This is a genomic window from Herbidospora solisilvae, from assembly GCF_009901565.1.
Lineage (GTDB): Bacteria > Actinomycetota > Actinomycetes > Streptosporangiales > Streptosporangiaceae > Herbidospora > Herbidospora solisilvae.
The window spans coordinates 414,611-434,702 of the sequence record NZ_WXEW01000007.1 but is presented as its reverse complement, the minus strand read 5'-3'; the positions used below and the strand labels follow the sequence as shown (position 1 = coordinate 434,702).

20 protein-coding genes are annotated in these 20,092 nt (G+C 71.2%); 13 read left to right on the top strand and 7 right to left on the bottom strand.

Features of this window, described 5'->3' with window-relative positions; genetic code table 11:
• Window positions 1-102: 102 nt before the first annotated feature.
• The 6 genes from cysS to GT755_RS25185 all read left to right on the top strand — a co-directional run bounded on the left by cysS (window position 103) and on the right by GT755_RS25185 (window position 7,620).
• A complete protein-coding gene (cysS, locus tag GT755_RS25210; RefSeq protein ID WP_161482087.1) occupies window positions 103-1,443 on the top strand; it encodes a cysteine--tRNA ligase in 1,341 nt (446 codons plus the stop codon).
• Window positions 1,444-1,446: 3 nt separating this feature from the next.
• Entirely contained in the window at window positions 1,447-2,382 is a 936-nt protein-coding gene (locus GT755_RS25205; RefSeq protein WP_161482086.1) for a nucleoside hydrolase, read from the top strand.
• A gap of 200 nt (window positions 2,383-2,582) precedes the next feature.
• On the top strand, window positions 2,583-4,256 hold the full coding sequence (gene atzF / locus GT755_RS25200) for an allophanate hydrolase (protein ID WP_161482085.1): 1,674 nt from the start codon (window positions 2,583-2,585) through the stop codon (window positions 4,254-4,256).
• A gap of 45 nt (window positions 4,257-4,301) precedes the next feature.
• Window positions 4,302-5,831 (top strand): circularly permuted type 2 ATP-grasp protein, encoded by a 1,530-nt coding sequence (locus tag GT755_RS25195; protein ID WP_161482084.1) that lies wholly within the window; start codon window positions 4,302-4,304, stop codon window positions 5,829-5,831.
• Complete coding sequence (locus GT755_RS25190; RefSeq protein WP_202610469.1) at window positions 5,828-6,805, top strand: alpha-E domain-containing protein; 978 nt, start codon at window positions 5,828-5,830, stop codon at window positions 6,803-6,805. Before GT755_RS25195 ends, GT755_RS25190 begins: the two co-directional genes overlap by 4 nt.
• On the top strand, window positions 6,802-7,620 hold the full coding sequence (locus GT755_RS25185; protein WP_285588591.1) for a transglutaminase family protein: 819 nt from the start codon (window positions 6,802-6,804) through the stop codon (window positions 7,618-7,620). The genes GT755_RS25190 and GT755_RS25185 overlap by 4 nt, the downstream gene beginning before the upstream one ends.
• Before the next feature lie 161 nt (window positions 7,621-7,781).
• On the opposite strand, the gene GT755_RS25180 is transcribed toward GT755_RS25185, so the two are convergent.
• Window positions 7,782-8,888 (bottom strand): glycosyltransferase family 4 protein, encoded by a 1,107-nt coding sequence (locus GT755_RS25180; RefSeq protein WP_161482083.1) that lies wholly within the window; start codon window positions 8,886-8,888, stop codon window positions 7,782-7,784.
• A gap of 58 nt (window positions 8,889-8,946) precedes the next feature.
• Here GT755_RS25180 and GT755_RS25175 point away from each other — a divergent pair, with 58 nt between their 5' ends.
• Window positions 8,947-9,750 carry a PIG-L family deacetylase gene (locus GT755_RS25175; protein WP_062349819.1) on the top strand — a complete coding sequence of 268 codons (804 nt, stop codon included), beginning with the start codon at window positions 8,947-8,949 and terminating at the stop codon, window positions 9,748-9,750.
• Between the two features lies 1 nt (window position 9,751).
• On the opposite strand, the gene GT755_RS25170 is transcribed toward GT755_RS25175, so the two are convergent.
• Both GT755_RS25170 and GT755_RS25165 read right to left on the bottom strand, forming a co-directional pair.
• Window positions 9,752-10,051 (bottom strand): helix-turn-helix domain-containing protein, encoded by a 300-nt coding sequence (locus GT755_RS25170; protein WP_161482082.1) that lies wholly within the window; start codon window positions 10,049-10,051, stop codon window positions 9,752-9,754.
• 71 nt (window positions 10,052-10,122) lie between these two features.
• A complete protein-coding gene (locus GT755_RS25165; RefSeq protein WP_235967240.1) occupies window positions 10,123-10,374 on the bottom strand; it encodes a type II toxin-antitoxin system RelE/ParE family toxin in 252 nt (83 codons plus the stop codon).
• A 122-nt stretch (window positions 10,375-10,496) separates the two neighbouring features.
• Between GT755_RS25165 and GT755_RS25160 the strand changes: the two genes are divergently transcribed.
• From GT755_RS25160 to GT755_RS25145, 4 genes are all read left to right on the top strand, one after another.
• On the top strand, window positions 10,497-11,558 hold the full coding sequence (locus GT755_RS25160; RefSeq protein WP_161482081.1) for a lysylphosphatidylglycerol synthase domain-containing protein: 1,062 nt from the start codon (window positions 10,497-10,499) through the stop codon (window positions 11,556-11,558).
• Between the two features lie 95 nt (window positions 11,559-11,653).
• Entirely contained in the window at window positions 11,654-14,983 is a 3,330-nt protein-coding gene (locus GT755_RS25155) for an AfsR/SARP family transcriptional regulator (RefSeq protein ID WP_161482080.1), read from the top strand.
• A gap of 41 nt (window positions 14,984-15,024) precedes the next feature.
• A complete protein-coding gene (locus GT755_RS25150; RefSeq protein WP_161482079.1) occupies window positions 15,025-15,609 on the top strand; it encodes a helix-turn-helix domain-containing protein in 585 nt (194 codons plus the stop codon).
• A complete protein-coding gene (locus GT755_RS25145) occupies window positions 15,606-16,067 on the top strand; it encodes a hypothetical protein (RefSeq protein ID WP_161482078.1) in 462 nt (153 codons plus the stop codon). Before GT755_RS25150 ends, GT755_RS25145 begins: the two co-directional genes overlap by 4 nt.
• Window positions 16,068-16,070: 3 nt before the next feature.
• Here GT755_RS25145 and GT755_RS25140 read toward each other — a convergent pair whose 3' ends face one another.
• Both GT755_RS25140 and GT755_RS25135 read right to left on the bottom strand, forming a co-directional pair.
• Window positions 16,071-17,090, bottom strand: a complete 1,020-nt coding sequence (locus GT755_RS25140) for a DUF4331 family protein (RefSeq protein WP_161482077.1) — start codon at window positions 17,088-17,090, stop codon at window positions 16,071-16,073.
• Window positions 17,091-17,165: 75 nt separating this feature from the next.
• Window positions 17,166-17,630: a hypothetical protein gene (locus tag GT755_RS25135; protein ID WP_161482076.1), complete on the bottom strand. Its 465-nt coding sequence runs from the start codon at window positions 17,628-17,630 to the stop codon at window positions 17,166-17,168.
• A 131-nt stretch (window positions 17,631-17,761) separates the two neighbouring features.
• On the opposite strand from GT755_RS25135, the gene GT755_RS25130 reads away from it, so the two are divergent.
• Window positions 17,762-18,259 (top strand): DedA family protein, encoded by a 498-nt coding sequence (locus GT755_RS25130; RefSeq protein ID WP_328794489.1) that lies wholly within the window; start codon window positions 17,762-17,764, stop codon window positions 18,257-18,259.
• On the opposite strand, the gene GT755_RS25125 is transcribed toward GT755_RS25130, so the two are convergent.
• Window positions 18,256-18,438, bottom strand: coding sequence for a YegP family protein (locus GT755_RS25125; RefSeq protein ID WP_161482075.1), 183 nt, complete (start codon window positions 18,436-18,438; stop codon window positions 18,256-18,258). The two genes, GT755_RS25130 and GT755_RS25125, sit on opposite strands and share 4 nt — an antisense overlap.
• A 57-nt stretch (window positions 18,439-18,495) precedes the next feature.
• On the opposite strand from GT755_RS25125, the gene GT755_RS25120 reads away from it, so the two are divergent.
• The gene (locus tag GT755_RS25120) at window positions 18,496-19,305 is read left to right on the top strand and encodes a D-alanyl-D-alanine carboxypeptidase family protein (protein ID WP_161482074.1); all 810 of its coding nucleotides are present in this window, start codon (window positions 18,496-18,498) and stop codon (window positions 19,303-19,305) included.
• Here GT755_RS25120 and GT755_RS25115 read toward each other — a convergent pair.
• Entirely contained in the window at window positions 19,250-20,071 is an 822-nt protein-coding gene (locus GT755_RS25115) for a TrmH family RNA methyltransferase (protein WP_161482073.1), read from the bottom strand. The genes GT755_RS25120 and GT755_RS25115 overlap by 56 nt on opposite strands.
• Window positions 20,072-20,092 lie beyond the last annotated feature (21 nt).

The following is a 20,092-nucleotide window of genomic DNA, read 5'->3' as shown; positions in this document are numbered from 1 at the left end:
CAACCCGTTTGACCTGTCTCACAATGTGGCATTCATGATGTGCACCGCACGTCTGCCCGTTTCTATCGACAGGACGCGGATTTCTGGCTTACCCTCGGCTAGGTGGGACTTCGCCTATACGATACTTTCAGCCGGTCGGTCCGCGATTTCTCCCCCCGAATTCCGGGAATCGCATCGATTTATCTCTGCGGTCCCACCGTCGTCGTCCCACCCCATGTCGGGCAGATACGCTCGCAAGTGAACTTCGATATTCTGCACCGCTGGCTCCTGCATTCCGGATATCGCGTTCTCTTCTGCCGGAACGTCACCGACATCGAAGACAAAATCATCAGCCGCTCGCTTTCCGAGGGCGTGCACTGGTGGCGGATCACCGACCCGGTCCACCGGTCGTTCGAGAGCACCTACGAGGCCCTCGGGTGCCTTCCGCCCAGCGTGGAGCCCCGGGCGACCGGCCACATCCCCGAGATGCTGGAGCTGATCGAGCAGCTGCTCGCCTCCGGCAACGCCTACACCGCCGACGGCGACGTGTATTTCTCGGTCTCCTCCTTCCCGAATTACGGCGAACTCTCCGGGCAGCGCCCGAGCCAGATGCGCGACGGCGAGGAACCCGGCCACGGCAAACGCGACCCCCGCGATTTCGCACTCTGGAAAAGGGGCCGCCCAGGAGAACCCGTCTGGCACGCGCCGTGGGGAGACGGCCGGCCCGGATGGCATCTGGAATGTTCCGCGATGGCGCGTAAATATCTGGGCGCCGAATTCGACATCCACGGCGGCGGAGCCAATCTCATTTTCCCGCACCACGAGAACGAGATCGCCCAGTCGCGCGCCGCCGGCGACGGTTTCGCGCGATTCTGGATTCACAACGGACCGGTCACCCACCGGGGCGAGAAGATTCGCAAGACGGCGAAGAACCCGCTGGCGGTGCACACGTTACTGCGGCGGATCAGGCCACAGGAACTGCGGTTCTATCTGGCCGCCGCCCATTATCGGTCGCCGATGGAATTCTCGGTGGGGGCGGTGGAGGAGAGCGCGGTGGCGTACCGGCGGATCGAACGTTTTGTGCACCGGGTGGCCGTGGACGCGCCGGGCGCGCTTCCGTCGCAGTTCAGAGAGGCGATGGACCACGACCTGAACCTCCCTCAGGCGGTTTCGCTCATTCACGCGGCCGTCAATGAGGGGAACGCCGCCCTCGATTCCGGCGACGTTCAGAAGGCGGCGCGGAAATGCGCCGAGGTAAGGGCGATGCTCGACGTGCTGGGCCTCGATCCGATGAGCGCGCACTGGGCCAGGGAAACGCAGTTGCGGGAAGTCGCGGGGGCCGTGCTGGGCGTGGTGCGAAATCTCGCCGAGGCGAGCGCGGAGCGGGGTGAGTTCGAACGGGCGAGGATCATGCATCGGCAGATCGACAGCGCCCTCAAGATTCGCCAGCGGGTTACGCTCTGAGGCGTGCCCGCACCAAAGAAGATCCTCATTGACTGCGACCCCGGGATCGACGACGCACTGGCCATCACCCTCGCCCACGGCTGCCCGGCGCTCGACCTCGTCGGGATCACCACGGTCGGCGGGAACGTCTCCCTGGAGCTGACCACCCTCAACGCCCTCAAGCTGCGCGAGTTCCTCGGGTTCCCCTCGGTGCCCGTGGTCGCCGGCTCCCCCGGGGCGCTGGTGGCCAGCCGGATCGACGCGGCCGAGGTTCACGGGTTCGGCGGGCTGGGCGCGGCGGTGCTGCCGGAACCCCGGCTGCCGGCCGGCGACGGGCACGCGGTCGACTTCATCGTCGACACCCTCGCGGCCTCCCCCGGCGAGATCTCCCTGGTCGCCGTCGGCCCCCTCACGAACATCGCCCTGGCGGTGCGCAGGGAACCCCGCATCATGGAGTGGGCGCGCGACTTCACCATCCTGGGCGGGTCGTACACCCGGGGGAACCGCACCCCCGCGGCCGAGTTCAACATCGCGGCAGACCCCGAGGCGGCGGCGATCGTCTTCGGGGCCGGGTGGACGGTCAACCAGATCGGCCTCGACGTCAGCCTGACGGCCCTGGCCAACGGCCCGATTTTGGAGCGCATGCGCGGCCTGGGACGGCTCGGCGGCGAGCTGCTGATCCCCAGCCTGGAGTTCTACGGCATGACGACGGCCCACGACGGCCCGGCGGTTCACGACGCGCTGGCGGTCGCCTTCGTCGCCGACCCGACCCTGTTCGAGTTCACGCCCGGCGTGGTCGACGTCGAGACGGCGGGCCGGTTCACGTCGGGGATGACGGTGATCGACTTCAACCTGCGCGGGCGGGTCCCCAACGCGAACGTGGCCCGGAAGATCGACGTGAAGCGGTTCTGGGACCTCACGCTGGAGAGCTTCGCCGAGGCGGCGGCCCGGCTTCCCTAGCCAGATCCTCCGTGAGGAGGTGGTGGGCGTCGGCCGGGCAGGGTGCGGGTGTTCAGCGCCGGTCGTCCCGGTTCCAGCCGGAGGCGCGGTCCGGCCGATCTTCGGCACGCCTGTGTATCGCTACCTGGATTTAACACGTGACGGTATGCACCGGATCGACCACGCGATATTTTGTCGACAATCGACGCTATGGAGGGCTCGTGGATCTGCAGATTCCGGCGTTGCGGGCGGCGTACAGGAAGGGACTGCACCCGCGTGAGGTCGTCGCCGAGGTCTACCGCAGGATCAAGGCCCGGGGTGACGACGGTGTGTGGATCACTCTCCGGCCGGAGGAGGAGGTCCTCGCCGGGCTGCCCGACGATCCCGGCCTGCCCCTCTACGGCGTCCCCTTCGCCGTCAAGGACAACATCGACGTCGCCGGGCTGCCCACGACGGTCGCCTGTCCCGACTTCGCCTACGCGCCCGGCCGGTCGGCGCCGCTCGTCGACCGGCTGATCGGCGCGGGCGCGATCCTGATCGGGAAGAACAACCTCGACCAGTTCGCCACCGGGCTCTCCGGGTCGCGAAGCCCCTACGGCTCGGTGGAGTCGCCGCTGGTCAAGGGGCTGATCTCGGGCGGATCGTCGTCGGGGTCGGCGGTGGCGGTGAGCGCCGGGTTGGTGAGCTTCTCGATCGGGACCGACACGGCGGGCTCGGGGCGGGTGCCGGCGGTGATGACCGGGACCGTGGGGCTGAAGCCGTCGAAGGGGCTGGTCAGCACCCTCGGCGTGGTTCCGGCGTGCGCGTCGCTCGACTGCCCGAGCGTCTTCGCGCTGAACGTCCCCGACGCCCGGGTCGTCCTGGAGATCATCCAGGGGTACGAGCCGGACGACCCCTGGTCGCGCGAGCTGCCCCGGCGCGACGAGCCGATCCGGAGGATCGGCGTCATCCGGGGCGACGACGACTGGACCGGAATCCTCGCCAGGCTGGCCGGCCTCGGCTACGAGCTCGTCGACGTCGACATCGAGCCGTTCCTCGCGGCCGGGCGGCTGCTCTACGAGGGGCCGTGGGTGGCCGAGCGGTGGAGCGTGCTGGGGCCGTTCGTCGAGAGCCACCCCGAATCGCTCCACCCGGTCACCGCGAAAGTGCTCGGCACGGGGGCCGGCGTCACCGGGGCGGACGCCTTCCGGGGCCTGCACCGGCTCAGGGAGCTCATGTCCGAAACCCGCCGGACCTGGGCCCAGGTGGACGCCCTCGCGGTCCCGACCGTCCCCCGGACGTTCACGCTCGCCGAGATGGCCGAGGATCCCATCGGCCGCAACTCCGTCCTGGGCACCTACACGACCTTCGCCAACCTCCTCGATCTGGCCGGGATCGCCGTCCCGGCCGGCTTCACGTCCGCGGGCGGACCGCACGGCGTCACCCTGCTTGCCCCCGCAGGCGCCGACGGTCCGCTCGCGGACGCCGCCGAACGGTTCCACACGGGGATGGCGGGAGCCACCCCGTACCGGATCAGGAGAAGAGGCACGCCGCTGGCCGTGGTGGGGGCGCACCGGACCGGCCATCCGCTGCATCCGGAGCTGGTGGCGCTCGGCGCGACGTCGGCGGGCGTCGCCCGCACGGCCGCGGCCTACCGGCTCTACGACCTCGGCGACCGCCCCGGCATGGTCAGGACGCCGGACGGCGCGTCCATCGAGGTGGAGCTCTTCCACCTCGGCACGGCCGAACTCGGCGAGCTGCTCACGAAGATCGCGCCGCCGCTCGGGCTCGGCTCGGTCGAGCTCGACGACGGGAGCCTCGTCACCGGGTTCCTCTGCGAGGCCCACGCGGCCGCCGGAGCCGCCGACATCACGGGTTACGGCTCCTGGCCGGCCTACGTGAACGCGCGGCCGTAACATCCGGCGGCATCGTGCGAAACATCGGTTTCCTACGCTCCGGACATGGCGGACATATTCGACTCATATGCCCTGGCCGACGCATGGGACGAGATGTTCGAGCGGCCGGGCACACCCCGGCCGCCGTACCAGGGGCTGTTCGCGGCCCTGCAACCCCTCGGGGCCGACGAGCTCCGGTTCCGGGCCGACCAGCTCGCCCGGGTGTTCACCGACCGGGGGGTGACCTTCGACTACGCGGGCGAGGAGCGCCCGTTCCCGCTCGACCTGATCCCGCGTGTCATCGACGCCGCCGAATGGGACCTGATCTCCCGCGCGGTCCGGCAGCGGGTGCGCACGCTGGAGGCCTTCCTCGCCGACGTGTACGGCGGCCGCCAGATCTTCCACGACGGGGTGGTCCCGTGGGGGCTCCTGCACAGCTCCCCCCATTTCCACCGGACGGCCGACGGGATCAGGCCCGCGAACGGGGTGCGCGTGCACATCGCGGGCATCGACATCATCCGCGACGAGACGGGCGCCTTCCGGGTGCTGGAGGACAACGTCCGCACCCCGAGCGGCGTCAGCTACGTCCTGGAGAACCGGCTGGCGATGATGCGCACGCTCCCGGCGCTGTTCACCGAGCAGCGGGTGCGGCCGGTCGACGAATACCCGGCCCGGCTGCTGGCCGCCCTGCGGCGGGCCGCGCCGGCGGCGATCAACGATCCGACGGTCGTGGTGCTGACCCCCGGGGTCTACAACGCCGCCTACTTCGAGCACGCCCTGCTCGCCCGGCTGATGGGCGTGGAGCTCGTCGAGGGACGCGACCTGGTCTGCGAGAACAACCGGGTCTACATGGTCACCACGCACGGCAAGCGGCCGGTCCACGTGATCTACCGGCGGGTCGACGACGACTACCTCGACCCGCTGCACTTCCGGCCCGACTCGACCCTCGGCTGCCCGGGGCTGCTGAACGCCGCCCGCGCCGGCACGGTCGCCATCGCCAACGCGGTCGGCAACGGCGTGGCCGACGACAAGCTGCTCTACACGTACGTGCCGGACCTGATGAAGTACTACCTCGGCGAGACGCCGCTGATCTCCAACGTGGAGACCTACCGGCTGGAGGACGCCGACACCCTCGAATGGGTGCTGGCCAACGTCGGCGACCTGGTGCTGAAACCGGTCGACGGAGCCGGGGGCAAGGGCATCGTCATCGGCCCCCGGGCGAGCGGGGAGACCCTCGCCGGGCTGACGGAGAACGTACAGAAGGATCCGAGGAAGTGGATCGCGCAGCGGCCCGTCGCCCTGTCCACCTCCCCCGCCCTCATCGGCGACCTGCCCCGGCCCCGGCACATCGACCTGCGGCCGTTCGCGGTCAACGACGGCGACGACGTCTGGTTGCTGCCGGGCGGCCTGACCCGGGTGGCGCTGCCCGAGGGCGAGCTGGTCGTGAACTCCAGCCAGGGCGGGGGCTCCAAGGACACCTGGGTGTTGTCGGAGCCGGGGCCGCGCATCCCGCACGTCGCCGCCGGCGGGCACCAGCCCCCGGCGCACTGGCAACCGAGCCGCAACGCCGCCTGGGACGGGGAGAGCGAACAGTGAGAGAGCTGCTGAGCCGCATCGCGGAGACCCTGTACTGGATCGGCCGGTACGTCGAACGCTCCGACGACATCGCCCGCCTGCTCGACGTCTCCCTGCACCGCACCCTCGGCGACGACGAGGACTGGTCGACGGTGCTGGCCATCCTCGGCCACGAGGGCGGCGACAACCCGACGACCGAGACGATGATCCAGCGCCTGGCCTACGACTCGGCCACGCCGAGCTCCATCGCCGGGTGCGTCAGGGCGGCCAGGGAGAACGCGCGCGGGGTGCGCGAGATCATCTCCAGCGAGGTCTGGGAGTGCCTCAACGTCACCTGGAACGAGCTGCCGATCCGCCAGATCGGGGCCGAACGGCTCGGCCCGCACGGCTATCTCCGGTACGTCCGCGAGCGCGCCGCCCTGTTCTCGGGCCTGACCGACGCGACCATGAGCCGCGACGACGGCTGGTTGTTCATCGTGCTGGGCCGCAGCCTGGAGCGGGTCGACATGACCGCCCGCCTGCTGGCCGTGCACGCCGAGGTGCTGCCCAGCGAGTTCGCGCCGCCGTCGGAGTCGACCGGCTGGAAGGCGCTGCTGGAGGCGTGCGGGGCCGACGAGTCGTTCACCCGGACCCACCGGGGCGACGCGAAGCGGGTGCTGGAGTTCCTCCTGCTCGACCGGCTCTTCCCCCGCTCGGTCATGCACGCCCTCACGACGGCCGAGCAGTGCCTGGCCGAACTCAGCCCCAACCAGGGCAGGGCGGGCATGAACGACCCGGCGCGGGCGGCGGTCGGGCGGGTCCGGATGGCTTTGGAGTACGCCGACACGGCAGGCCTCGAAGAGCAGCTCCCCGAGCTGCTGATCACCCTCCAGGCGGCGTGCGTGATCGCCTCGGAGGGGTTGACGGAACGGTTCTTCCAGCACGCCTCGACGTTGCGCTGGGAGCTGGGCGTGCAGGCGCTGGGAGGTGCGGTGTGGAAACCGGCTGGCGTGTGAGGATCCGCCACTCGACGTTCGTGGAGTACGAGGGCGAGGCGGCGTCGTCGTACAACGAGGTGCGGATGACCCCGGTCGACGACCACCGGCAGGCCACGCTCGACTGCAGCCTGGTCGTCCGGCCGGCGACGCCGGTCTGGACCTACCGCGACTACTGGGGCACCCACGTCAGCGTCTTCGACGTGACGGGCGGCCACCGGACGCTCGCGATCGAGGCCGAGGCCCGGGTCGACACCTCGCCGGTCCGCCCGCTGGCCAGGCCGCTGAGCTGGGACCTACTGCGGAACGTGTCCGGCCCGGTCGCCGAGCTGCTGCGGCCCACCGAGCGGACCACGATCACCTGTGGGGAGGTCGGCCTCGCCCAGACGCACGGCCGCGACCCCCATGAGACCGCCGAGGCCATCGCGTGGGCGGTGCACGAACGGGTCGAGTACGTGCCCGGTGCCACGGGGGTGCTCACCAGCGCCCAGGAGGCCTGGGACCAGGGGAAGGGCGTCTGCCAGGACATGGCGCACCTGACCGTCGCGCTGATGCGGGCGGCCGGGCTGCCGGCCCGGTACGTCTCCGGCTACATCCATCCGGCGGCGGACGCGGTCATCGGCGAACCCGTCGCCGGGCAGTCGCACGCCTGGGTGGAGTACTGGTCGGGCGAGTGGAACGCGCTCGACCCGACAAATCGCTCAAAAGTAGGCGAAACACATGTAGTGGTAGCGCGCGGGAGAGACTACGCTGACGTACCCCCTTTGAAAGGTATTTACCAAGGACCACCTGCGGGAAGACAAGAAGTAAAGGTCGAAGTGACCCGGTTGGCGTGATCATTACGTATTACTGGGAAGGCTGAGACCAATACGAGAGAGGAGAGCCTCTTGTGAAAAGGGTCCAGATCGTCCAGCGCCCCCGTCCGCCCCGGCAGCCGCTGCCCATCGACCTGCGCACTCCGTCGGGGCGGGTCCTCCCTTTTTGACCCGGCCCTTGTCTACCGCCGGCCCGACGAAGCGTCGGCGGCCCGTTCATAACAGCGCTCGAATCCTTCAAGGACCACCGGCCACGAGCATCTGACCGGCGACGTCGACCGATTGTGCTCGGCGATCGCCCCTCGTAGCGCAGGGTCCCCCGCGAGCCGGGCCACCGCACCGGCCAGCTCGTCGAAGGTGCGCCCCAGCAGGCCTTCCTTGCCCGGGCTCACGAAATCGGCCACACCGCTCTGCGACCGTGCCACCACCGGCACCCCCGCCGCGCGCGCCTCCAGCGCGGCCAGACCGAACGACTCCCGGGGCGCCGGGGCGACGAAGACGTCGGCCTCCGCCAGCAGCCCCCTGATCTGGTCCCGGGTGTACCTGCCCGGCATGTCGACCCAGTCGATCCGCTTCGACTTCAGATGGCGCTCCATCTGGCCCCGTGCGGGCCCGTCGCCCACGATCGTGGCCCGCAGGGTGACGCCCTTGCGCGTCCTGGCCTTGGCGGCCTCAAGGAGCTTCAGGAGTCGTACGGGCTGCTTGCGCGGCGCCAGCCGCCCCACGGCCACCACGTGGACCTCGTCGGAGGGCACCCGGGCCGGGCCCTCGGGCCGCCAGCCCGACAGGTCGAGCCCGTTCGACACGACGTGGACCGGCACGTTCGGCCCCGCCACCCGCCGGATGTGCCGGGCGGCCGCCTCGGAGACGGCCGTGCCGACCAGCCCCCAATCGCTCCAGTTCGCCACGTTGAGCACCCGGTAGAGGTTGGCGGTCACCGGATCCCACATGCTGTGGACGGTCACCACCACGGGCAGCCCCACCCGGTGGGCGGCCAGCACCCCCATCCACGCGAACGGCGACACCGCGCCCGTGTGGACGTGGACGACGTCGGGGTTGCCCCGCGTCATGATCCGGGTCAGCCGGCCCGTGCCGCGCGGGTGGACCGGCAGGTCGAACGGCATGCGCGCGGTCACCCGGTGGACGCCCGGCAGCGGCTCCCCCGGCGTGGCGGTCACCACCTCGACGTCGTGCCCGGCCTCGCGCTGGCTCCTGATCAGGTCGGCGACCTGCACCTCGATGCCGCCCAGCCGGGGCAGGTAGCAGTCGCTCACGTGAAGGATGCGCACCCGATCAGCCTCTCAGAGGTCCGGACCCGGCTCAAACGCGCGATCGGAGGGTGGGATCATGTGTCGGGTGAAGACAGCGGTGTTCTTTCACGCCCATCCCGACGACGAGGCGCTGCTGACGGCCGGGACCATGGCGATGCTCGCAGCCGAGGGCCACCGCGTGGTCCTGGTGGTGGCCACGGCGGGCGAACACGGCCTGGCCGAACTACCCCACGGCGACGAGCTCGGCGAAGCCCGCATGAACGAGCTCTACGACTCGGCCGCCCGGCTCGGCTGCGCCCGCGTGGTGCGCCTCGGCTACGCCGACTCGGGCCTGGAGGCCGGCGGCGGCGCCGAAGACCGCCCCGCCGACGCCTTCATGGACGCCGACATCGAAGAGGCCGCCACCCGCCTGGCCGCCATCCTCGACGAGGAGAAGGCCGAACTCCTGACCATCTACGACCCGTCGGGCGGCTACGGCCACCCCGACCACGTGCAGGTCTACCGGGTCGGCACCCGGGCGGCGAAGCTGGCCGCGATCCCGCCGATCCTGCTGGAGGCCACCGTCAACCGCGACCCCCTGCTCAAGGGCGTGCGGCTGGCCGCGAGGTTCTACCCCCAGCTCGACATCCGCTCCTTCGAGACCGCCTACTCCGCCTCGGCCGACATCACCCACCGGGTCAACGTCCGGAAGTGGACGTCGGTGAAACGCCAGTCGATGGCCGCCCACGCCACCCAGGCCAGCGGCGGCGACGGCGACCGCACCCTCGCCGCCCTGCTGAAGATCCCGGCTCCGGTCTACCGCTACGTCTTCGGCACCGAGTGGTACGTCCGCCGCGACCTGCCCCCCGGCACGAAGATGACCCATCCCTTCGACGACTGACTCAGCCTGCCTCGCGGAGCGGCTGGAACTGAACGTCGAGACGCACTTCGAGCGCCTCGGCGAGACGTTCCAGCAGGGGGATGGTGGGCATGGTGCCACCCGCCTCGAAGCGGGCGACGGCGGGCTGCTTGAGACCGGCCCGCTGCGCCAGTTCGGCCTGCGTCAGGCCGAGTTCCTCACGGCGCCGGCGCACGGCCTCTCCCAGCTCGAACCTGAGACGAGCGGCCTCGTGGGCGGCTCCCGCGCCGGGACGGCTCATGATCTCGGCACGCTTGTCGGCCCATGCCCTGCGTTCACCCATGACCAGCACTCTCCTCCGCCGTGTGCGCCTCGGCGATGCAGCGCTCCATGGCGCGCACCGCCCGCTCGATCTCACCGGCCTCGCGCATCCGCTGTTTCTTGAACACCGTGAGATCCAGTAGGTGACCCGCACCGCTCGCGAGAGAGATGGAAACGGAGTTCCCGGAGCTTTCCGTGCAACTGCCTGGTGTACGGCTCGCCGAGCAACACACCCCGTTCCGCCAGGAGATCGACGTAGAAGACCGCCGTCTCCTGATCGTCCTGGCTCAGCGAGTCGAGCCAATCGTCGACCTCAGGCTCCAGTTCCACCTCTCCCCAAGCCATAACACGGACGTTATAAGGCGGGCAAGGGTGACGACCGGCGAACGGGCGTCGACCTTGGGGACCTGCCTGGTTCGTCCCAGAGGATGAGCGAAGCGGTCCGCCTGCCCGGCAGACTTGGGCGCATGAACAGGTGGGTGCGGGTCGCCATGTCGGTCGCGTCGCTGGCGCTGGCCGCGGGGCTGATCGTCTACCTGCCCTCGATCATCGGGTCGCTCACGGGGGCGACGATGTCATGGGGCCAGATCGGCGGCCTGTTCGCCGCGGTCTCCTGGCAGCTGGCCGCGCTGATGACCGTGGTGTGGCTGGCCAGCCTGCTCGCCTACACCTTCGTGCTCACCGGGTCGCTGCCCGGCCTCGGGCACACCCAGGCGCTCACCCTCAACGCCGCCGGGAGCGCGGTCAGCAACCTGCTGCCGTTCGGCGGGGCGGCCGGGGTGGCGCTGACCATGGCGATGACCAAGGGGTGGGGCTTCCCCGTCGGGGCCATCGTCGCCTCGACGCTGGTCAGCGGGGTCTGGAACATGATCTTCCGGTTCCTGCTGCCCGCCGTGGGCATCCTCGCCCTGCTGCTGTCGGGGACCCCGCTGTCCCCGACGGTCACCAAGGCCGGATGGGCCGCCTCCGGGTCGCTGCTGGCGCTCGTCGTGATCGTGGGGGCGGCGCTGTTCTGGGATCGGGGGGCCCGTGTCATCGGGCACGGCGCCGACCGCCTCGTGGCGCTGTCGCCCCGGAGGATGCGGCCCGCCGAGCGGTGGGCCTCCGGCGCCATCCACAAGCTGCGCGCCGACATGGCCGGAGTGGTCCGGTCGGGCTGGCTGAAGATGTCGCTCGGGATGGTGTTCTTCCTCGGCTTCCAGTGGCTCGTCCTGGCCCTGTGCATGGTGGGCACCGGCTCGTGGGTCGGCACGGCCCAGTCGATCGCGGTGTTCGCGCTGTCGCGGGTGCTGACGAGCGCGCTGGCCACGCCCAGCGGCGCGGGTTTCATGGAGGCCGGCACCGCGCTCGCGCTGATCGGGTTCGGCGCGGGCGAGGCCCAGGCCACCGCGGCGGCGATTCTGTTCGGATTCTGGACGTACACGATCGAGATTCCGTGGGGCGGTCTGGCCCTCGGGGGCTGGGCACTTCTCCGCAGGCGCGACGGGAGGCGGGAATCCGAACCGGTCACGCGCGAGAAAGCATCATGATCTTGCGCGACAATTGACCTCACTCTCCCCGAAGTGAGGATGACCGGTGAACGTCTTGTGTACCGTTTGGCGGCGCGCATAGCGTGGCGGCTGACATGAGCACGGTGGTCTTCCGGGTCCTGGGTCCGGTCGAAGCGTACGACGGCGAGAACGAGCTCGATCTCGGCGGCCTCCGCCAGCGGGCCGTCCTGGCCCGGCTTCTGGTCGCCCGGGGCCAGGTCGTACCCGTCGACACCCTTCTCTTCGACCTGTGGTCCGACGACGCCGCCAAGGGCGCGCAGTCGGGCCTCCAGGTGTACATCTCCCGGCTGCGGCGGGTGCTGGAGCCCAACCGTCCCCGCGGCGGGCCCAACCGGCTGCTGGTGACCGTCGCCTCGGGCTACGCCCTGCGGGCCGCGCCGGAGCAGATCGACGCCCTCCGGTTCGAGGCGACCGTCCGGGCCGCCGGCGAGCGGCTCGACGACAACCCCCAGACGGCCAGGGCGCGGCTCGAGTCGGCGCTGGGGTTGTGGCAGGGCACGCCGTACAGCGACTTCCAGGACCAGCCCTGGGCCGAGGCCGAGGTGACCCGCCTCAGCGAGCTGCGGCTGGTGGCGCGGGAGCGCCACGCCGACGCGGGGCTGCGCCTCGGGCTCCACGCCGAGACCGTGCCCGACCTCGAGGCGCTGACCACCGAACACCCGCTGCGCGAGGAGGGCTGGCGGCTGCTGTCGCTCGGCCTCTACCGCTGCGGGCGGCAGGGCGACGCGCTGGCCGCGCTGCGCCGCGCCCGCACCATCCTCGACGACGAGCTCGGCATCGACCCCGGTCCGGCCCTGCGCAAGCTGGAGAGCGACATCCTGTCGCAGGACCCGGGGCTCGACCTGACCCCGCTGCCGCGCCGGGCCGAGACCACCCCGACCTGGCCGCCGCGCCCGGTCGAGGTGAGCCCGCTGCCGCCGCTGGAGCCCGAGCCGTTCGTCGGCCGCGACTCCGAGCTGACCGCGCTGCTGGCCGCCGCGCCCCACGCCAAGTCGGGCCGCCTGGCCATCGCGATCGTCGGCGGCGACCCCGGGTCGGGCAAGACGACGCTGCTGCGCCAGTTGTCCGGGCGCCTCGAAGGGCAGGGCTGGATCATCGCCGGGGGCGGCTGCCCCGACAGCGCGGCGACCCCGCCCGGCTGGGCCTGGGTCGAGGTGCTGCGCGCGCTGATCGCCCGGCGCGGCGCCGGGGAGTACGGCGCGCTGCTCGCGCCGCTGCTCGACGACCACGCGCCGGTCCCCAACGACGACGACGCCTCCGGCGGCTTCCGGCTCCACCGGGCGGTCGGCGGGTTCCTGTCGGGCGTGGCCCGCGAGGCGCCGCTGCTGATCACCCTCGAAGACCTCCACTGGGCCGACGACCAGACCCTCGCGCTGCTGCGCGCGCTGCCGAGCCTGCTGGCCGCCAGCCGGGTGCTGCTCGTGGTCACCTGCCGCGAGGGCGAGCTGAACGACCCGCAGCAAGACGTGCTGGCGGCCCTGGCCCGCCTCGGCCCGGTCCGGGTGGAGCTCGACGGGCTCGACCCGGCGCAGACGGCCGAGCTCGTCCGGGCGACGTCCGTGCGCGGCGAGATCGACCCCGACGTCGTGGCCGCGATCGTCGAACGCACCGGCGGCAACCCGTTCTACGTGAAGGAGACGGTCCGCCTCTTCGAGGCGGAGGCCGACATCTCCCAGGTGCCGTCGGGTGTACGCGACGTGCTGCGCCGCCGCATCGCACGCCTGCCCGAGAGGGCCCAGCAGATCCTGCTGCAGGCCGCCGTGATCGGCCGCGACGTCGACGTCGACGTGCTGGTCGACATCTCCGGCGAGGAGGATTCGGTCGTCGACGCGGTCGAGGCCGCGCTGCTGGCCGGCCTGGTCACCGAACCGGGCGCGGGGCGGCTGCGCTTCGACCACGAGATGGTGCGCGACACCCTCTACTCCGACGCCTCCCGGCTGCGCCGCTCACGCCTCCATGCGGCGGTCGCCTCGGTCATCGAGTCGCGCAACCCGGGCGACGTGGCGGCCCTGGCCCACCACTACGACCTGGCCGGCACCGCCGACACGGCCGCCAAGGCGGTCCGCTACGCGGGCCTCGCCGGCGAGCAGGCCGAACGCCGCTACGCCTACCGCGAGGCCGCCTCGCAGTGGGAACGCGCGATCAACGCCTACGACCGGGCGGGCGGACGTCCAGGAAAGGACCGGCTCGAACTCCAGGTCCGCACGATCCACGCGCTGGCCCTGGCCGGCGACATGACCGCCGCCCGCGCCCACCGCCGCGACGCGATGGACGTGGCCCTGCCGCTCGGCGACCTCGAACTGACCGCCCGGGTGGCGGCGGCTTTGGCCGTCCCCCACAAGGGCATCGCCCGCGACTTCACCCGCACGGCGTGGGAGATCGTCGACGTCACCGAGAAGGCGCTGCTGGAGCTGCCGCCCAGCGAACACTCGCTGCGCGCCAGCCTCCTCGCCACCCTGGCCCTGGAGCTCGAAGGCTCGGCCACCCCGCGCGGCGAGCAGGCGTCACTGGAGGCCGAGGAGCTGGCCCGCGCCAGCGGCGACCCCAACCTGCTGGCGATGGCGCTGAGCGGCCGCCTGCGGCAGTCCTACACGCTCGCCCAGGTCGACGAGCGCGAGGACATCGGCCGCGAACTGCTCCGGGTCGGCGCCGAGTCGGGCCAGATCTCCGTGCAGACCCTCGCCCACCTGGTGCTGCTCGAATGCGCGGCGGCCCGCGGCGACTTCGCCGAGGCCGACCGCCAGCTCGCCCGCGCCGACCAGCTCGGCCGCCAGTACGGCCTGGCCGCCCCCGCGGCCGTCGGCGCCTGGTACGCCGGTCAGCGCCTGATGATCGCCGGCGACTACGCGGGCGCCGAGACGGCCTACCGCAACGCCGCCCGCCTGACGGCCCGCGCCGGCATGCTGGAGGGCCGCCAGGACCTCCCGCTGATCGCGACCTTCTGCCTGCACCTGGTGCAGGGCAAGGCCGACGAGATGGCCGACGCCCTGGGCGAGGCGCACACGCGTGGCGCGAAGTGGACCCTCGACGCCTACGCGGTCGCCCTGGCCGAGGCGGGTCACCTGCGCGACGCCCGCGCGGTGGCCGTGACCAGGGAGCCGGTCCGCGGCGACTTCCTCTACGAACTCGCGATGACGTGGCGGGCCCTGGCCGGCCTGCGCCTCGACGACGCCGACCGCATGAACGAGGCCTACACCGCCCTCCGTCCCTTCCACGACCGCATCGCGGGAGCGGGAACGGGTGTGGTGGCCCTGTGGCCGGTCGCCCGGACCCTGGGCGACCTGGCGGTTAAACTCGGCCACCCCGACGCCCGGGCCCACTACGAGAAGGCGCTGGCGGTGGCCCGGCGGGTCGGCGTGCAGAGATGGGTGGACGACGCGGAGATCGCCCTCGACCGCGCCTGACACGGTTGTCCATTCGCTGATCCCGAAGATATCTTCGGAGAATGCGAATGGTCAGCCAGGCGCCGTTCTTCCGGACCGATACCCAGGCCCGCCTGCTGGCCCTGCTGTTCCTCCGCCCGGACGAGACCTGGACGCTGGCGAACCTGGCCCGCGAACTGGGCGTCTCGGCGTCCACGCTCCACCCGGAGATCCACCGGCTGGAGGACTCCGGCCTGCTCACGGCGTCGACGATCGGCCGGGCCCGGGTGCTGGCGGCCGACACCGCCCACCCCCTGGCCGCTCCACTGACCGAGATCCTCCGATACCTGTACGGTCCGAGGTCGGTGATCGAAGAGGAGTTCGGCCGGCTGCCGGGCGTCGACCGCCTGCTGATCTTCGGCTCCTGGGCGGCCAGGCAGAACGGCGTGCCCGGGCCACCGCCGAACGACGTCGACGTGCTGATCGTCGGCGACACCGACCGCCAGGCGGTCTACGCGGCGGCCGACCGCAGTCAGGAACGTCTCGGCATGCCGGTCAACCCCGTGCTCGCCTCGCCGAAGAGGTGGGACCAGACCTCCGACGCCCTCATCCGCCAGATCAGATCCGGCCCCGTCATCACCCTGATAGCCCCCGAGGAGACGCCGTGACGCGGTGGAAACGTGGCGAGGCCGAGGTCGAACGCCTGCTCGCCGCCGGCGAACTCCAGCAGGTGCGCGGTGAGGCGACCGACGGTTCCGGCTGGCTGACCAAGGCGCGGACCACCCTGAGCAGCGCCGACGACCTAGCGGCCACCGACGCCAACTCGGCCTACACGCTGGCCTACGACGCGGCGCGGTTCGCCTGCGTGGGCGCGCTCGCCCAGCAGGGCTTACGCGCCACCTCCAAGGGGGGCCACTACGCCGTCCAGCAGGCCGTGCTCGCCCAGTTCGGCCCGGCGTTCGCCTTCTTCGGCAGCATGCGGCGGCGGCGCAACGAACTGGAGTATCCGCAGTTCCCCGACGAGATCGTGGAAGAGGCCGAGGCCCGGCAGGCGGTCGAGGAGGCCCGGTCGATCATCGAGGCGACCGGCAGGCTGCTGGGCCATCTCGGGCTCTGGTCCACGTGAAGATCAGTCGTGCTCGACCGTCGGCACGTACGGGAACTCGCCCCTCGGCTTCGGGGTGACCGACTCCCGCCCGATGCCCAGGGTCACCGGGGTGTTGGCCGCGAAGGAGAACATCACGTCCGGGGCGTTGTCGGTCAGGGTGCGGCCGTTCCAGCCCGCGAAGGTGAAGGCGGCCTTGGTGCCGACGCGGTACGGCAGCATGTTGGGCAGCATGCGCTCCATGACCGTCTGGGCGTAGGCCTCCGGGTCGGCGGCGGTGCCGTAGGCGCGGACCACGCCGGCGACCTTCGAGCGGATCAGGTCTCCGTGGACGCGGATGTCGTCGGCGGGGTCGTTGGTGTTGAGGCGGTCGCCGAGGTCCTCGTCGTACTGGGTGAACAGCGGATGGATCATCGGCAGGCCGCAGCGGTTGATCGGGCGCCAGCCGCCGCTGTCGGTGGCGAGGCTGGTCTGGGCCCAGACGCCGATGCGGCCGTCGGGGCCGGCGATGGCGAGCAGTTCGTCGTCGGGGAGTTCCAGCACGATCGAGTAGACCGTGTGGCCGGCGAAGAGGTTGCCCGCCTTGTCGGGGTTCCAGCCGGTCAGGTCGACGGTCGTGCCGTGCTGGAAGGCCTGGCCGACGGCGTGCAGGACGTCGGGTTCGATCCAGAACGAGTCGCCGGCCTGGCCGGTCCAGACGCGGCCGCCGCCGTCGAGTTCGGTCGTCTCGCCCAGGCGGCCCTCGGCGATCAGTTTCTCGTCGCCGGAGGTGACGCGGTGGAGGCGGAAGGTCTGGCCGCCCTCGTCGTCGCGCTCGCCGAAGGTGAAGCGGAAGGTCACGTCCTCGACGGCGTCGCCGTCGCCGTCGATCTTGAACTCGTAGCGGCCCTCCGGGTGGAAGCCCTTCGGCGCTTCCGGACCGGCGAAGGAGTGGCTGTGGTCGGCGGCGAGGACCGTGCCGCGTTCGCCGCGGAAGACGTAGAGGTCGCAGACGTCCAGGCGTGGGTCCTGGCGGGCGAGGGGTGAGTCGAGGTGGTGGGACATGGGTGCTCCCGGTCTCGAAAAGGGGTCCTGACCCGAACCACCCTGCCTCTCGCCAGGAAGATCCTGTTCCATGAATCAGCAGTTGACCTGGAACTTCTCGCTTATGGTCCGGTGGTCCGCCACGTCCAGGACCGCCCGGTAGAGGCCGGGGTTGCCGGGGACGCGCACCCGCCAGTCGACGGTGCGGGCGGCGCCGTCGAAGCCGCCGGTGCTCGACAGGTAGTCCTGCCAGGCCTTCGCGGCGGGGCTGTAGCGCTGCAGCGTCCACTCGTAGGAGACGGCGCCCGAGCCGACCGCGCCGCGGACACGGTAGGAGCAGTCGGGCAGTTCGCCCACGGTCAGCCCGCTTGCCAGGGGGGCGGCGAGCGTGTTCTCGGCGGGGATCGACTGGGCCGACGACAGGGTGACGGAGCGGGCCGGTTCGTCGGTGACGGCGGTTCCGGTCAGGTAGGCTGCGGCGACCGCGAGGGTGGCGACGAGGAGCCGCAGCGCGGTTCCGCCGCCGCTCGCGACGACCGGAGCGAGACTGCGGGATTTCATGCCTTTTTTGTAGAACGCCATGGTTGAGCGGTGGTTGCCGTCCGCTTGCAGGGACGTGCGCCGCCTGGCGCGGTCCATGATGCGTCGCTTAAGGTAAGGCTGTCCTAATTCCTGGGAAGAGGCGGCACACGGTGGAGTTCGGGGACCCGTTGTTCGGGCTGCCCTACTGGCTCGTCGGGGCGATCCTCACGGTCGCGCTGTTCGGCGCCTTCCAGGTCTACTACTGGGTGGGGCACAAGGTCGGCGACGCCGTCTACGAGTCGCGGCTCGGGCGCAGGATCGGGCAAGAGCGCATCATCAAGGTCGAGAACGTCGTCCGCAAATGGGGCGCGCTCGCCGTCTACGGGTGTTTCTTCGTGCCGGGCCTGCGGCACACGCTGCCCTGGGTGGCCGGGGTGCTGCGGATCAACTACCGCTGGTATCTGGTGGCCAGCGCGCTGGGCTGCCTGACCTGGGCGCCGCTGGTGTGGTTCGGGCTCTATTCGGTCATCTGGGCCTGGCTCGGGCTCGCCGCCGACTCGCCCGTGGTCGCGGGCGTCGTCGCCGTCGTGGTGCTGGCCCTGCTGGTCGGGTACGTCCTGTGGCGCCGCCGCAGCCGCGACACTACGGCGGCGTCGCAGGCGGGCTAGAGCTCCGAGTCGTCGAGTGCCGCCTCCGGCGCGGTGCGGCGTACCGACTCGATGCCGTTCACGCAGGCCGCGCGGCTGGTGAAGGCCTCGCTGACCGCGATGGTCTGCCCGTTGCCCAGGACCAGCCGGAACCGGTAGGCCCCTGCCGCGTCTCTGCTGATGACGAATCTGCTCGCCATGTCTTCCCCCCGAATGCCGTCCGGCCGTCGCATGCCTACCCGTGCGATCATGCGGGCATGCGTGCCGTCGTTCTCGTCAGTACCGTCCTCACCTGGGCGATCGTCCTCTCGGCCCCCGCCCATGCCGACCCGCGGGTGACCGCGAGCGAGGTCTACGTCGTGGATCTCACGTCGGGAACGGTCCCGTACGCCAAACACGAGAACCGGCGGGTGCCGGTCGCGAGCCTCACGAAGGTGATGACGGCTTATGTCGTGCGACGGCAGGCCAAGCTCGACGACCTGGTGACCATCACCGCCGCCGACGTGAACCACGCCCATTCCAGCGGCGCGACCCATGCCGGGCTGCGGGCCGGGGAGCGGCTGACCGTCCGGCAGCTCCTCTACGCGCTGCTGCTGCCCTCGGCCGCCGACGCCTCCAACGCGCTGGCGCGCGCCTACGGGCCGGGCAAGCGCCGGTTCGTGGCCAGGATGAACGCCGCCGCCCGGGCCCTCCACCTCGACGACACCCGGTTCGTGAACGCCGACGGGCTGCCAGCGGCGGGGCAGTACTCGACCGCCCGCGACCAGCTGGAGCTGACCCGGGTCGTGCTGAAGGACCGGGTGCTCGCGCAGATCGCGCGCACCCGGGTCGCGCGGGCCTCCGGGCACACCTGGACGAACACCAACAAGCTGCTCGGCACCACGCCCGGCGTCATCGGGCTGAAGACGGGTTTCACCCGGGCGGCCGGCTACTGCCTGGCGTTCGCGGCGCGGCGGGACGGGCGCACCTATCTCGGGGTGATCCTGGGCGACACGGGTGACCTGCGGCGGTTCACGACGGCGCGGAACCTGCTGAGCTGGGCCGAACGAGTGAGTGACAGGCGATAGCGGCGGCGGCCACGACGTTGAGCGAGTCGACGCCGTTCTTCAGGGCGGCCGGGCTCATCGGGATGCGGACGCGCTCGGTCGCCTGATCGAGCCAGCGTGACGACAGGCCGTCGCCCTCGGAGCCGAGCAGCAGCGCGGCCTTCTCGCCCAGCCGGACCTCGTCGATCGACACGGCCGAGGCGTCGGGGGTGAGCGCGAGGGTGTCGTAGCCGTCGAGGGCGGCCAGGCCGCCGTGCCAGTCGTCCATGCGGGCCCACGGGATGGCGAAGACGGCGCCCATCGAGACCTTGATCGACCGGCGGTAGAGGGGGTCGGCGCAGCGCGGCGACAGGATCACGGCGTCGACGCCGAGCGCCGCCGCCGACCGGAAGATCGCGCCGACGTTGGCATGGTCGACCAGGTCTTCCAGGACGATGACGCGCTTCGACCGCCGGGCCAGCGTGGCGACCGAGGGCAATTCCAGGCGCTCGAACGAGGCCAGCGCGCCCCGGTGGACCGGGAAGCCGGTCACCTGCTCCATGAGGGCGTCGCTCACGACGTACACGACCTGGTTCTCCAGCACGTCGGCCAGGTGGGTGAGCCATTTCGGGGTGGTCAGGAAGGCCCGCGCGGGGTGGCCGGTCTGCAGGGCGCGGCGGATGACCTTCTCGCCTTCGGCCAGGAACAGGCCGTGTTCGGCCTCCAGGCTCTTGCGGAGCTCCACGTCACGCAGGTGGGTGAAGTCGGTCAAGCGGGGGTCAGCCGGGTCGTGGAGCTCGATGACCATCACGCAAGCCTACCCTTGCCA